Source organism: Sphingomonas sp. SphC10 (genome assembly GCF_057004845.1).
Map to the genome: position 1 here is coordinate 2,113,100 of NZ_CM168044.1, position 12,669 is coordinate 2,125,768.

11 protein-coding genes are annotated in these 12,669 nt (G+C 65.1%); 4 read left to right on the plus strand and 7 right to left on the minus strand.

The window, feature by feature from the left end; genetic code table 11:
- The first annotated feature begins 37 nt into the window (after positions 1–37).
- Positions 38–343 (plus strand): hypothetical protein, encoded by a 306-nt coding sequence (locus ACWKSV_RS09555; RefSeq protein WP_076718359.1) that lies wholly within the window; start codon positions 38–40, stop codon positions 341–343.
- A gap of 154 nt (positions 344–497) precedes the next feature.
- On the opposite strand, the gene ACWKSV_RS09560 is transcribed toward ACWKSV_RS09555, so the two are convergent.
- Both ACWKSV_RS09560 and ACWKSV_RS09565 read right to left on the minus strand, forming a co-directional pair.
- The gene (locus ACWKSV_RS09560; protein WP_237243429.1) at positions 498–2,372 is read right to left on the minus strand and encodes a glycoside hydrolase family 35 protein; all 1,875 of its coding nucleotides are present in this window, start codon (positions 2,370–2,372) and stop codon (positions 498–500) included.
- 167 nt (positions 2,373–2,539) lie between these two features.
- The gene (locus tag ACWKSV_RS09565) at positions 2,540–3,883 is read right to left on the minus strand and encodes a methyl-accepting chemotaxis protein (protein ID WP_237243430.1); all 1,344 of its coding nucleotides are present in this window, start codon (positions 3,881–3,883) and stop codon (positions 2,540–2,542) included.
- Positions 3,884–4,054: 171 nt separating this feature from the next.
- Between ACWKSV_RS09565 and ACWKSV_RS09570 the strand changes: the two genes are divergently transcribed.
- Positions 4,055–5,299, plus strand: a complete 1,245-nt coding sequence (locus tag ACWKSV_RS09570; RefSeq protein WP_076717279.1) for a phospholipid carrier-dependent glycosyltransferase — start codon at positions 4,055–4,057, stop codon at positions 5,297–5,299.
- A gap of 28 nt (positions 5,300–5,327) precedes the next feature.
- Here ACWKSV_RS09570 and ACWKSV_RS09575 read toward each other — a convergent pair whose 3' ends face one another.
- Genes ACWKSV_RS09575 through recO form a run of 3 tightly spaced genes read right to left on the minus strand, consistent with a single transcriptional unit; the run spans position 5,328 to position 8,265 of the window.
- Positions 5,328–6,428: a glycosyltransferase family 2 protein gene (locus ACWKSV_RS09575; RefSeq protein WP_076717281.1), complete on the minus strand. Its 1,101-nt coding sequence runs from the start codon at positions 6,426–6,428 to the stop codon at positions 5,328–5,330.
- A gap of 5 nt (positions 6,429–6,433) precedes the next feature.
- Complete coding sequence (leuB, locus tag ACWKSV_RS09580) at positions 6,434–7,477, minus strand: 3-isopropylmalate dehydrogenase (RefSeq protein ID WP_076717282.1); 1,044 nt, start codon at positions 7,475–7,477, stop codon at positions 6,434–6,436.
- Between the two features lie 56 nt (positions 7,478–7,533).
- Positions 7,534–8,265: a DNA repair protein RecO gene (gene recO / locus ACWKSV_RS09585; RefSeq protein ID WP_076717284.1), complete on the minus strand. Its 732-nt coding sequence runs from the start codon at positions 8,263–8,265 to the stop codon at positions 7,534–7,536.
- Between the two features lie 408 nt (positions 8,266–8,673).
- Between recO and ACWKSV_RS09590 the strand changes: the two genes are divergently transcribed.
- Positions 8,674–9,255 (plus strand): LOG family protein, encoded by a 582-nt coding sequence (locus ACWKSV_RS09590; RefSeq protein WP_056431702.1) that lies wholly within the window; start codon positions 8,674–8,676, stop codon positions 9,253–9,255.
- Entirely contained in the window at positions 9,245–9,661 is a 417-nt protein-coding gene (locus ACWKSV_RS09595) for an NUDIX domain-containing protein (RefSeq protein ID WP_056431699.1), read from the plus strand. Before ACWKSV_RS09590 ends, ACWKSV_RS09595 begins: the two co-directional genes overlap by 11 nt.
- 310 nt (positions 9,662–9,971) lie before the next feature.
- Here ACWKSV_RS09595 and uvrC read toward each other — a convergent pair whose 3' ends face one another.
- Together uvrC and ACWKSV_RS09605 are read right to left on the minus strand one after the other, a co-directional pair.
- Complete coding sequence (uvrC, locus tag ACWKSV_RS09600; protein ID WP_076717286.1) at positions 9,972–11,891, minus strand: excinuclease ABC subunit UvrC; 1,920 nt, start codon at positions 11,889–11,891, stop codon at positions 9,972–9,974.
- A gap of 225 nt (positions 11,892–12,116) precedes the next feature.
- Positions 12,117–12,437, minus strand: a complete 321-nt coding sequence (locus ACWKSV_RS09605; protein WP_076717288.1) for a DMT family transporter — start codon at positions 12,435–12,437, stop codon at positions 12,117–12,119.
- Positions 12,438–12,669: the final 232 nt, after the last annotated feature.

The following is a 12,669-nucleotide window of genomic DNA, read 5'->3' on the forward strand; positions in this document are numbered from 1 at the left end:
CCGGTTGTTCCCCCCGATCCAAACAGGGAGAATGAGCATGAAGATCCGCATCGGCCTGCTGATGGCCGCCAGCCTGGTGTCGCTGTCCGCCTGCAACGGCAAAGGCACCGACAAGCTCGCCGAGAATGTCGAAAAAGCTGCCGACAACCGCGCCGACGGCATGGAAGACCAGGCCGACGCGCTGCGCAACCAGGCCAAGATGCTCGACAAGCAGGCCGAAAAGACCCGCGACTATGGCGAGGACCGCGCCGACGCGATCAAGGCCGCCGACGTCAATGCCGCCGCGATGAGCCCCGAGCAGCGCGAGGCGGTCATCGACAACCAGGCGGCTGCGGTGCGCTGAGGCGGACGGAGTCCGGCCCCTCCACCATCGCTATCGCGATGGTCCCCCTCCCCAAGCACAGCTTGGGGAGGAATGGGATGCACAAATCCTCCCCATCTTCGATGGGGAGGGGGACCGCCGGGCGTAGCCCGGTGGTGGAGGGGCAAGCCGCCGGTTACTGCGCCTCGCGGTGGTTCGTCACCTTACCGTAGATCGGCTTGGCCACCGTCGTCAGCCTGTCGCTCGCATCCCCGGTCAGATCGAAGAACAGAATCCGGTTCGCTCCCGCCTTCAGCCACGGTGCGGGCGTGTAGAGCGTGTGGACCGGCCCGATGCTCCAGAAACGACCGAGATTATGGTCGTTCAGCCACAACTGCCCCTTATGCGCGCCCCGCATGTCGAGATAGGTGTCGCCGGGCTGTGAAACGGTCATTTCCGCCTCGTAGAAGCAGGGACCGCTGCACGGCTTGGCCGACAATTTCAGCGACGCCAGATTGTCCATCGGCAGGCGGAACATCTGCCAGTCGGTGAGCGGCTGCCCCGCCAGCGTCACCGCGCCGGTCAGGCCCGCCTGCTCGGTGCGGATCGCGTGCGAATAATTCACCCGGCCGGTATTCTCGACCAGGATATCCAGCGTCGCGGGCTTGGCGCGCGCGGGCAGTTCGACCGTCTCCTGATCCAGACGCCGGTCCAGCGTGCCGACCAGCGCCTTGTTCAGATAGACCTGCGCATAGCTGTGCATGCCCTTGAGGGTCAGCGTCTGCGCAGGGCCCGCCGGGACGGCGACGCGGTAGAGGACATAGCCGAAATTCTGGTCGAGTTCCTCGAACGTCTTCGGCTGAGCGGCCCGCACCGGCGCGGGCAGATTGTCCCAAAGCGACGCGCTGCGCCGCACGGGCGATACCGGGAAGGTCGTCGCGACTGTCGGCGCAGGGGTTGGTGCGGCGGGCTTGCCCGTCACCTCGGCGATGGCCGCGGCGATCAGGCCATATTTGTAGCGCGGATTGCCAGCCTCATCGATCGGCGCGTCATAGTCATAGCTGGTGGTGTCGGGGTGATAATCCTTGCCGGTGTGCGAGTCCGCCCCGTTCATCCAGCCGAAAGTGGTGCCGCCATGCACCATGTAGAGCGAGATCGAATAGCCGCGCTTGAGCATATAGGCCATTTCCTCGGCCTCTTTCTTGCCGTCCGTCTCATGGTGCTCCTCACCCCATTTGTCGAACCAGCCCGCCCAATATTCGCCTACCATGCGCAGCCCATCGGGGCGGTACGCCTCCAGCTTCGCGACCGAGCTTTGCGCGCCGCCCGAACCGAAATTGACGACCGACGGCAGGTTGGGCAGCGACCCCTTGGCCAGATCGCCGCCCTGGTTGCTGGTGAACAGGATGCCATCGGCAAACCCCGCGCGCTTGTAGCTCGCCTCCAGCCCGCGCAAATAGGCCTGGTCGCTGCCGAACGCGCCATATTCATTCTCAAGCTGCACCGCGACGATCGGCCCGCCATTCTTAAGCAGCAGCGGCTTCACCTCCTGCCCCAGCCGCATCAGCCAGCGGTCGACGGCGGCGGTATATTGCGGATCGGTCGAACGCAGCACGAGCTTGCGGTCCTTCAGCAGCCAGGACGGATAACCGCCCAGTTCCCATTCCGCACAGACATAGGGGCCGGGACGCAGGATCACGTCCAGCCCCTCGGCCTGCGCATCGCGAATGAAGGCGACGATGTCGTTCTGGCCGCTGAAATCATAGACGCCCGGACGCGGCTCATGCGCGTTCCAGAAGGAATAGGTGGTGATGGTGTTCAGCCCCATCGCCTTGGCCTTGCGCAACCGGTCGCGCCAATAGGCGCGCGGGATGCGGGTATAGTGCATCTCGCCCGAGATCACCTGATGCGGCTGGCCGTTGCGCAGGAAGCCCTTGCCCTTCACCTCGAAGGTCTTAGCCGGGCCGTCATTCGACAGGGGGCCTTGCGCCGACATATTTTGCGCCGCCACGGGCGAAAGCGCGGTCGCCGCCAGAATTGCGCACAAGGTCGATCGAACCGCTCGTGTCACGTCACTCTCCCGTTCATTCCGTCGCATTCGCGCAGACGGGATTCGGGACATGCCGTGTCACCCGCCCGCGCTTCGGCATCCTGGGTGCCATGCGGGACAGGGGTTCGTCAAATTGTCTGACGAATTATGCCGAGTCATTCCTCCCCTGCAAGGGGAGGAATAAGGGGTTACGCCGCTTTCCACATCGGCTGCGCCATCGCGGGGGATTGGCTGCCCAGGCGGAAGCGACCGACCTGATCGGTCATCGCGCTCGCCTCGTTGACCATTTCGCGGGCGGCGGCGGAGGCTTCCTCGACCATCGCCGCATTCTGTTGCGTCACCGAGTCGAGATCACCGATCGCGATCGTGATCTGCGACGCGCTGCTCGCCTGTTGCTGGGATGCGTTGGCGATGTCGCCGATCAGGGTGGCCATCTCGCTGACCTGCGCGGCGATGCGCTGTAGCGTCGATCCGGCCGCGTCGACCTCCTGCACGCCCGAGCGAATCTGCGCGTCCGATGCGCCGATGCGGCTCTTCACATCCTTGGCGGCATCGGCCGAACGCTGCGCCAGCGCACGGACTTCGGATGCGACGACCGCAAAGCCCTTGCCCGCGTCACCCGCGCGCGCCGCCTCGACGCCCGCGTTCAGCGCCAGCAAATTGGTCTGGAACGCGATGCCGTCGATCACGCCGATGATCTCGGAGATTTCGTTCGAGGTACGCTCGATCCCGCCCATCGCGTCCATCGCGCGCTGCACCACGACGCCGCTCTGCGCCGCATTTTCCTGCGCCGAGGCGGCGACCTGCGCGGCCTTGTTGCCGAACTGCGCGGTTTCCTGGATCGCCGTCGTCACCTGGCGCATCGCCGCGGCCGTTTCCTCCAACGAGGCGGCCTGATGTTCGGTACGCCGCGACAGGTCGCCGGCCGCCTTGCCGATTTCGAGCGCCGCACTGTGCACCCGGCGCGAGGACGAGTCGATCGACTGGATCGATCCGCCCAGCATCTGCGCCGCCTCGTTGAAGTGAAGCCGGAGCGGTTCGTAATCGTCGCGGAACGGCTTGGCGATGCGGTGCGACAGATCGCCGTTGGAGATGCGCGACAGCCCGTCGCCGAGCTGGTTCACCATCTCCATGGTTTCGCCCATATCCTGGATCAGGACCAGCACATCCTGCGGCGTGACGACCTGCGCGGGGATCAGGGTAACGAGAAGGCGCTCCACCTGTCCCTTGGGGTCTTGGTTGAGCCATTCGAACCGGGCAAAGCCGTCCCGCAACGCCTGGGCGACCCGCTCCCCGATATGCATGTCTGTCGGGCGGCCATCCGCCTGGCAGGGGGCGGAGAAATCCAGCGGGTTATGGCCCAGCACCTCGGACAGGCGGCGATGATAGATCCGCTCGACGGCGGCGTTGCCTGCGATGAACTTACTGTCGGACAACAGGAGCATGGCATCGGGCGAATGCTCGAACACCGCCAGCGCCAGCCGATTCCCCAGGCTCACATCCTTCTTGCCGAACAAACCCATCGCAGCCATCCGCCCATTGTCTCTCGCGGTCCGGAGTCGAAGGCGTATCGCCCATCAATTCCGGCCATGACGTGCTGACCTAACGAACAAGTCTGAAGGATCGGTTAGGGATGTTTTGTATTGGTACCGCTTACCGAAAAAGCAATTGTCCGTCTTGGTCGGGTCGGCCATGAGCACCACATGCGTCGCCTGCTTGCTCCGCTTCGTCGTCCCGTTCCGGCGCTATTGTCACTGTTGATCGCGGCACAGGCGTTGTTCTGCTGGCGGCTGACCATGCCGCCGACGCTGGTCTTCGACGAAGTTCATTACGTTCCCGCCGCGCGCACGTTGCTGGCGCTGGAGGGGCCGGTGAATATCGAGCATCCGCTGCTCGGCAAGATGTTGATCGCGGCGGGCATGCTGATGTTCGGCGACAATGCGCTGGGCTGGCGCGCGCTGTCCACGGTGGCGGGGACGGCGATCGTCGGCGGCGTGTTCGGCATCGTCTGGCTGATGACCCGGCGGACACGCGCGGCAGCAATCGGGGCGCTGCTGACCATGTTGAACTTCATGGTGCTGGTGCAGGCGCGGATCGCGATGCTCGACGGATTCATGGCCGCGTTCGTCGTTCTCGCCGTCGCGTCAATGGCCTGGGCGATGCGCGGGAACGCCGTGCAGAGTCGTTGGCGCTGGATGCTGGGTGCGGTGCTGCTGGGCCTCGCGGTTGGGGTGAAATGGGCCGCGGTGCCCTATCTGGGCTATGCGGCGATCGGCTTTATCCTGTTGAAGCGGCAGGACCCCAGCCGCTGGCCGGGCCTGCGCTGGTGGTCCGCCTGGGGGCTTCTCGGTCTGGATGCGGGGCTGGCCTATGCGGCGACCTTTGCGCCGGCCCTTTTCTATACGCGCGAGCCGATGACGGTGGCGAACCTCCTGCCGTTTCAGTTGGAGATGTATGCACGCCAGACCCAGATCCTGCCGCCGCATCATTACCAGTCGACCTGGTGGAGTTGGCCCGTGATCGGGCGGCCCATCTGGTATTTCTACGAAATGGCCGTGGGCGCGCAGCGGGGCATCTTCCTGCTCGGCAATCCGGCGGTGATGTGGGGCGGGCTGGTCGCGGTGGCGGCGTGTGCGCTAGGATGGCTGCGGACGCGGGAGGCAAGGCTGGGCGTCGCGGCGGCGCTCTGGATCGGCGGCTTCGCGGTCTGGGCGATCATCCCCAAGTCGCTGGGATTTTACTATTACTACTTCCTGCCCGCGATCTGGCTGTCGGTCGCGCTGGCGGTGGCGATCGATCGCTGGCGGACGTGGTTGCGCGACTGGGACGAGGCCTATCTGGTCGCGGTGGCGTGTCTGTTCGTGTATTTCTACCCGATCCTGACAGCGGGGGCACTGGCGGGGCCGAAGTCCTTTGCGCGCTTTGCTTGGTTCATCGATTGGCGGTGAGGGCCACGCCCCCACCCTCAGCCCAAATTCAGTACCGCCCCCAGACGAACCGCGACGACAGCGCATAATTCCACACCGCGCCGACCAGCACCCCGATCAGCGCCGATACCGCCCACTCGTTCGCCCGCGCATCGTGCAGGAAAGCCGCCACTCCGACATTGGCGATCGCCCCCACGGCGCAGACCAGACAGAAGGACACCCAGCCGTCGAGCAGCGGCTTGAACCCGGTCAGACGCCGGTCGCGATAGGTCAGTGCATTGTTCAGGAAGAAGTTGAACGTCATCGCGGCCGCCACCGCGACAATCTGGCTGGCCAGGAAGCTCGCGCCCAGCAGGACGAAGAACAGGCTGAGCGCCGCCATATGCACGCCCACGCCCAGCACCCCGATCGCCGAGAACATCGCGAAGCGCACCGGCACCACCTTGCCGAAGCGGCGGTCGTACAGCGCGATCAGATATTCCATCGCCACGACATGATCGAGCTTCGACTCGCCCTCGGTCCGCAGCCGGAAGACATAGGGCATTTCGGCGGCGCGAAGCGGGCGCGGCGACGCGCTCATGATGTCGAGCAGGATCTTGAAGCCGATCCCCGACAGATGCGGCACGGTGTCGCGCGCCACCTGGGTGCGGACCATGAAGAAGCCGCTCATCGGGTCGGACAGGTTCACGTTTAGCACCCGCTGCGACAGCTTCGTCGCAAAGGCCGACTTGGCCACCCGGTCGCGGTCCCAGTCCCCCGTCCCGCCGCCATCGACGAAGCGCGAGCCGACGACGATGTCGAGATCGCCTTCCGCCTGCAACCGGTCGAGCATCTTTGGCAGCAGCGTTTCGTCATGCTGCAAATCGCCGTCGATCACCGCGACCACAGGCGCGGCGGTGGCGCACATCCCCTCGATACAGGCGGACGACAGCCCCCGCCGCCCGATCCGCTGGATCACCCGGACGCGGCTGTCGACGCGGCCCAGTTCCCGCGCGGCCTCGGCGGTCCCATCGGGGCTGTTGTCGTCGACGAAGATCGCCTCCCACCGCCGCCCGGCCAGCGCCTGGTCGAGCTTGGCGATGAGCACGGGCACATTGGCGCGCTCGTTGAAGGTCGGGATGACGACCGCGAGTTCGAGGAGCGCGCTCATGGGCGTCAGAGGCGTTCGAGGATCGCGTCGGCCATGGCGCGGGTCGACAGGCTGCCGCCCAGATCGCCGGTCCGCGCGCCCTGGCGGATCGCGCCCGCCACCGCCGCGTCGATCCGGTCGGCCGCCTCGGTCAGGCCCAGCGAGTGACGCAGCATCATCGCCGACGACAGGATCGCCGCGCATGGATTGGCCTTGCCCTGCCCCGCGATATCCGGTGCCGAGCCATGGATCGGCTCGTACAGCCCCTTGCCCGTCGCCCCCAGTGCGGCGGAGGGCAGCATCCCGATCGAGCCTGCGCACATCGACGCTTGATCCGACAGGATGTCGCCGAACAGATTGCCGGTCAGGATGACGTCGAACTGGCCCGGATCGCGCACCAACTGCATCGCGCAATTGTCGACATACATATGGTCGAGCGCGACGTCCGGATAGTCCTTCGCCACCTCGATCACCACGTCGCGCCACAATTGCGAGGTTTCCAGCACATTGGCCTTGTCCACCGACAGCAATCGGCGGCGGCGGCGCATCGCGGTTTCGAAGCCGACGCGGGCGATGCGCGCCACTTCCTCCTCATCATAGCGCATCAGGTCATGGCCTTCGCGCAAGCCCGCCTCGGTGGTGCCGCGGCCCTTCGCACCGAAATAGACGTCGCCGGTCAGCTCGCGCACGATCACCATGTCGATGCGCCGCGCAATGTCGGGGCGAAGCGAGCTGGCATCCTCCAGCCCCTCGAACAGCCGTGCGGGCCGCAGGTTCGCGAACAGGCCGAACGCCTTGCGCAAACCCAGGATCGCCTGTTCGGGCCGATGCGCGCGCTCCAGATTGTCGAAGCGCGGATCGCCGACCGCGCCGAACAGTAGCGCATCGGCGCGGCCCGCCACCTCCAGCGTCTCGGGCGGCAGCGGATGGCCCGCCGCCTCATAGGCCGCTCCGCCGACCTTGGCCTCCTCGAAGGTCAGGCCCAGGTCCAGCGCCTCCAGCACGCGCCGCGCTTCCGCCGTCACTTCCGGGCCGATGCCGTCACCGGCGAGGATCGCGATCAATGCCATGGCTGGCCCCTTGTCCTGTCTATGTTCGGAGCGCCCTTTGCCTTAGCGGACGGTCCTCACGCAACCGCCCTTTTGAACCGATCGAACAGCCGCACGCGGGCGGGCATCGGATCGTTGCGCAAGCCCACCAGGATATCGCGCGCCAGGAAATGCGCGGTGATCCGCCCGGCGGCGAAGATATCGGGCCAGTCCGCCGCCCCGCCCTCCCCCAGAAAGGCCGGCAAAGGAAACAGTCGCGCCTCATAGCCGAACGCCGCCCCCACCGACACGGCTGCCCCGCTCTTGGGGCTGACATAGGCCAGATCTTCGGTGACGCCGGTGACGGTGCACCGCTCCAGATCGAGCCCGAAACCCAACTGCCCCAGCAGCAGCAGTTCGTAGCGCACCAGCGCCCCCGCCCAGCCCCGCGCCGAGGGTGCCGACTCGATCGCGGTCAGCACCGCATCCAGCGCATCGTAGAGGACGGGATAAGGCTGCTCCTCGGGCAGGGTGGCAGCGGTCAGCGCGCACAGCCACTCGATCCCGGCGGCGGCCAGCGGCTCGCCATGCAGCCCCGCGCGGCTATGCCCCGGCTCGATGGTCAGCGCGGCAAGCTGCTCGGCGGTCCGCGCCCGCCACTCGCCGATAATGCCGTTCCCCGGTTGCAGGACGGGCCTGAGCGCTCGCGACCGCCCGCCCCGCACATAGCCCGGCTGCACCCCATCCTCACGGGTCAACGCCCGCACGATCGCCCCATGCTCGCCATGCGGCCGAACCGACAGGATGATGGCGGGGGCGACCCTGTGCATGGGTACGGATGTAGGGGGGAATGGGGTGGGATGCTATGCGATAGAGGGTTCTCCCCGACCACGCAAACACCCTTTCCGGCTCTCTGAAGTTCAACTTTTCCCGTAAGGGATCCGATAGCGAGACTCTTGATGCTGTCCCGAACCGATTATGGGACACTCGTTCATGACCGCTTCTATGATGCTGCCATCACGTTGGTAGCAGCGGCTTCCTGCAGGACCTCGCGAGACGAGTAAGGCAGATGGATGCGCTACAAGGTATTGGGCCGCACCGGATTGTTCCTATCGGAAAGTTGGGAGCAGTACGATCTTCTGGGACCTTGCCTTCCTCGTGTCGAGCCGCCTTTAAGGGGCGGCTATAGCTGTCGCCGACATTCGAGCGGCTAAACGAACATATTTAGGTGCGCGACAATGCAGAGAATTTGCGTATTTTCGGGATCAAGCTCGGGACGCATCAGCGAATATCGGGATAGCGCGGTCCAGCTAGGAACCCTGCTTGCCGAGCGTAATATCGGGCTAGTCTATGGCGGCGCTGCCGTTGGCCTTATGGGTGCGGTCGCCGATGCGACGATCGCTGCTGGCGGCAGTGTCACGGGTGTGATCCCGCAAGCATTGGTCGAACGGGAAGTCGCGCACACCGGTCTGTCCGACCTGCGCGTCGTTGGGTCGATGCATGAGCGAAAGGCATTGATGGCTGAATTGTCGGATGCGTTTATCGCGCTTCCCGGCGGTATAGGGACGTTCGAGGAGATCTTCGAGGTATGGACATGGACTCAGTTGGGCAATCATGCAAAGCCGTGTGCCGTGCTCAACGTGCACGGCTTCTATGACCAGCTTCTCGGATTCCTCGATCACGTCGTCGATGAAGCGTTCTTAAAACCCGTGCACCGAGGAATGCTGTTGGCGTCGGCTGATCCCGCCGCGCTTCTCGATCAGATCGCCGACTATCAAGTGCCTGCCGAAACCAAATGGATCGCTCGCGATGAGCGCTGAACCTGTTTGGCCCCGCGTCGGCTGTGGCGCCGCAATTTTGGAGGATGGTAGGCTCCTGCTCGTGCGGAGACGCCGGGACCCCGAAGCAGGATGCTGGGGATTGCCGGGCGGCAAGGTCGATCCGTTCGAACCGGTCGCCGACGCGACCGCCCGCGAAATACACGAAGAACTCGGCATCATCATCAAACCGCGAGCATTGCTTTGCCTTATTGATCAGATCGATCGGACGGCAGGTCACCACTGGATCGCGCCGGTATTCCGCGTCGAGCATTATGAGGGCACGCCGGCAATTATGGAGCCTGAAGCGCTTTCGGAGCTGGGATGGTTCAGCCTAGAAACTTTGCCTGCGGAACTGACTGAGGCGACCCGGCAGGCCGTTGTCGCTATGAAGCACACCACCAACTGACCGCTTGGGCGCTCTCACGCACGTGCTTGCCGCTGGCGTATCGATGAAGCGGAGGACCTTTGCGGAAAGGCGGTGACTGCTCGGGCAGGCAACGCCACTCTGCTATGTGGCAAACAGGGGTAGCGCTCAGAACCATGTTCCCGATCGGGAACGGCTAGCGAGAATGCCCCAAATCGACCGTGCGGCAGAACCCGAGAGGCAGAGGATTTCCCAAAATACGTTACCGATTGCTCTTTCTCGAAACGACCCTGTGTCGATGGACAAATGGGAATGACGCATCCGGTCAATGGACCATCGGAACACCGCCCCCTCACCGGCTATGATAAAAGTCGTACACCTGCTGCGCCACGGCCTGACTGACCCCCGGCGCTTTACGTAAATCCTCCAGACTCGCATTGCGCACCGCGCGCCCCGTGCCGAAGTGCATCAGCAGGGCCTTCTTCCGCGCCGGGCCGATGCCGGGCACTTCATCCAGCGGGCTCGCGCCCATCGCCTTGGCGCGCTTGTCGCGGTGGGCGCCGATCACGAAGCGGTGGACCTCGTCGCGTAGTCGCTGGAGGTAGAAAAGCAGCGGCGCGTTGACCGGCAGCATCCGTTCGCTGCCGTCCATCATGTGAAAGACCTCGCGCCCCTCGCGGCCATGATGCGGGCCCTTGGCGACGCCGACCAGGCAGACATCCTCGATGCCCAGATCCTCCAGCACCGCCTTGGCCGCGTTGAGCTGGCCGCGCCCGCCATCGATCAGCACTAGGTCCGGCCAGGTCGCATCGTCGCGATCCGGGTTCTCCTCAAGCTGGCGGACGAAGCGGCGGCGGAAGACTTCGCGCATCATGCCGAAATCGTCGTTGGTTGCCGCCTCGTTCCCCTTGATGTTGAACTTGCGATACTGGCCCTTCTGGAAACCCTCCGGCCCCGCCACGACCATCGCGCCCAGCGCGTTGGTACCCTGGATATGGCTGTTATCGTACACCTCGATCCGCTGCGGCGGTTCGGACAGGTCGAAGAAGTCGGCCACTTCGCGCAGTAGCTTGGCCTGCGTCGTCGACTCGGCCAGGCGCCGCTCAAGCGCTTCGACCGCGTTGCGCTTGGCCTGGTCGAGCAGGCGGCGGCGGTCGCCGCGCTGCGGCACGGTGAGCTGTACCTTATACCCGGCCCGCTCGCCCAGCGCCTCGGTCAGCAACTCGCCCTCGGGCAGGTCGCGGTCGAGCAGAATGGTCTTCGCGGGCGGCACTTCCTCGTAGAATTGCGTGAGGAAGCTGGTCAACACCTCCTCCTCGGGCACGTCATTGGTGTGCGCGGGGAAGAAGCTGCGATGCCCCCAATTCTGGCCGCCACGGATGAAGAAGGCCTGGATGCCCATCACCCCCTCGCGATTGGCGAGCGCGAAGATATCGGCGTCGCCCACGCCCTCGGCATTGATCGCCTGCGTGCCCTGGATGAAGGTCAGCGCCTTCAGCCGGTCGCGCAGGATCGCGGCCAGTTCGAAGTCCATCGCCTCGGCCGCCGCCTGCATCTGCGTGCCCAGCTTGGCCTGGACCTGGGTCGACTTGCCGCCAAGGAAGTTCTTCGCGTCGGCGACCAGTTCGGCATAGGCGGCCTCGTCGATCCGGCCGACGCACGGCGCCGAGCAGCGCTTGATCTGGTAGAGCAGGCACGGCCGGTCGCGCCCCTTGAAGAAGCTGTCGGTGCAGGAGCGGAGCAGGAACAGCTTTTGCAGCGCGTTCAGCGTGTTGTTGACGCTGCCCGCACTGGCAAAGGGGCCGTAGTAATTGCCGACCGCACGCCGCGCGCCGCGATGCTTCTGGATGCGCGGGAAGTCGTGGTCGTTGCGCAGCAGGATGAAGGGAAAGCTCTTATCGTCGCGCAGCAGGACGTTGAAGGCCGGGCGATAGCGCTTGATCAGCTGCGCCTCGAGCAGCAGCGCCTCGGCCTCGTTGTTGGTCGTGACGATGGTCATCGACCGGGTCTGCGCGACCATGCGTTGCAGGCGCTTCGGCAAGCGGTCGACCTGGGTATAGTTGGCGACGCGGTTCTTCAACGCGCGCGCCTTGCCGATGTACAGCACGTCACCACGCGCATCCTGCATCCGGTAGACGCCCGGCCGCAGCGGCAGCGTGGCCAGCACGTTGCGGATCGCCGCCACCCCCGCCTTCAGATCGGGCGCATCGGCACCGCGCAGGGTGAAGGTGGATTTCTCTTCGTTGAAGCGGTCGACGGGAGGTTCGGACATTGAGTGCGATTTAGGTGTGCGATCGGCAGATCGCTACCCTGTGAGGTTGCTTTGGTTCACGCGAAGCCGCGAGGACGGGAAGGTTTATTGTTCGCGCAGAGGCGCGGAGGACGCAGAGGCGTTGTAAAAGTTGGCGGGCGGAAGACCTTCTTCTTCCTCCGCGCTCTCTGCGCCTCTGCGCGAACCGATCCCTTCGCGCCTTCGCGGCTTCGTGAGACCTACTACTTACCCCTGCGCGAACAGCTTGGTGCCCATCACGCCGATGACGGTCAGCACCATGAAGCCCGCCTGGATCGGCGCGATCTTGTCGCCGAACACGATGGCCCCGCCGATCACGACGCCCACCGCGCCCAGCCCGGTCCACACCGCATAGGCGGTCCCGGCCGGAAGCCCGCGCATCGCCAGCGCCAACAGGCCCATATTCACGAAGCTGAGGAGGATCGGCACGCTCGACGCCTGCCAGGTGGCGACGGTCGCCGCCCATTTCAGGCTGAGCGCCCAGCAAATCTCGGTAATCACGGCAATGCCCAGAATGACCCATGCCATCGGAGCGTCTCCTTTGTCACGGGCTCGGGGATATGGGCATCGTCGCCGGAAACCCGAAAGAGACGGCGATGCGGCCCCGTGGGGACGGGGGTATGTGGTGTGGGGAGCTGCCCCTCCACCACCGGACTGACGCCCGGCGGTCCCCCTCCCCAAGCCGAGCTTGGGGAGGAATGCGTTTTCCCACCCTCCGTTCAGGCTGATCGAGGTCGAAGCCTAAGGGAATCCCTCTCTT

What these genes read in the sequence shown, in the direction of transcription:
- ACWKSV_RS09555 (WP_076718359.1), top strand. Translation starts at nt 38, where the DNA reads ATGAAGATCCGCATCGGCCTGCTGATGGCCGCCAGCCTGGTGTCGCTG.
- ACWKSV_RS09565 (WP_237243430.1), bottom strand. Translation starts at nt 3,883, where the DNA reads ATGGCTGCGATGGGTTTGTTCGGCAAGAAGGATGTGAGCCTGGGGAAT.
- ACWKSV_RS09570 (WP_076717279.1), top strand. Translation starts at nt 4,055, where the DNA reads ATGCGTCGCCTGCTTGCTCCGCTTCGTCGTCCCGTTCCGGCGCTATTG.
- ACWKSV_RS09575 (WP_076717281.1), bottom strand. Translation starts at nt 6,428, where the DNA reads ATGAGCGCGCTCCTCGAACTCGCGGTCGTCATCCCGACCTTCAACGAG.
- leuB (WP_076717282.1), bottom strand. Translation starts at nt 7,477, where the DNA reads ATGGCATTGATCGCGATCCTCGCCGGTGACGGCATCGGCCCGGAAGTG.
- recO (WP_076717284.1), bottom strand. Translation starts at nt 8,265, where the DNA reads ATGCACAGGGTCGCCCCCGCCATCATCCTGTCGGTTCGGCCGCATGGC.
- ACWKSV_RS09590 (WP_056431702.1), top strand. Translation starts at nt 8,674, where the DNA reads ATGCAGAGAATTTGCGTATTTTCGGGATCAAGCTCGGGACGCATCAGC.
- ACWKSV_RS09595 (WP_056431699.1), top strand. Translation starts at nt 9,245, where the DNA reads ATGAGCGCTGAACCTGTTTGGCCCCGCGTCGGCTGTGGCGCCGCAATT.
- uvrC (WP_076717286.1), bottom strand. Translation starts at nt 11,891, where the DNA reads ATGTCCGAACCTCCCGTCGACCGCTTCAACGAAGAGAAATCCACCTTC.
- ACWKSV_RS09605 (WP_076717288.1), bottom strand. Translation starts at nt 12,437, where the DNA reads ATGGCATGGGTCATTCTGGGCATTGCCGTGATTACCGAGATTTGCTGG.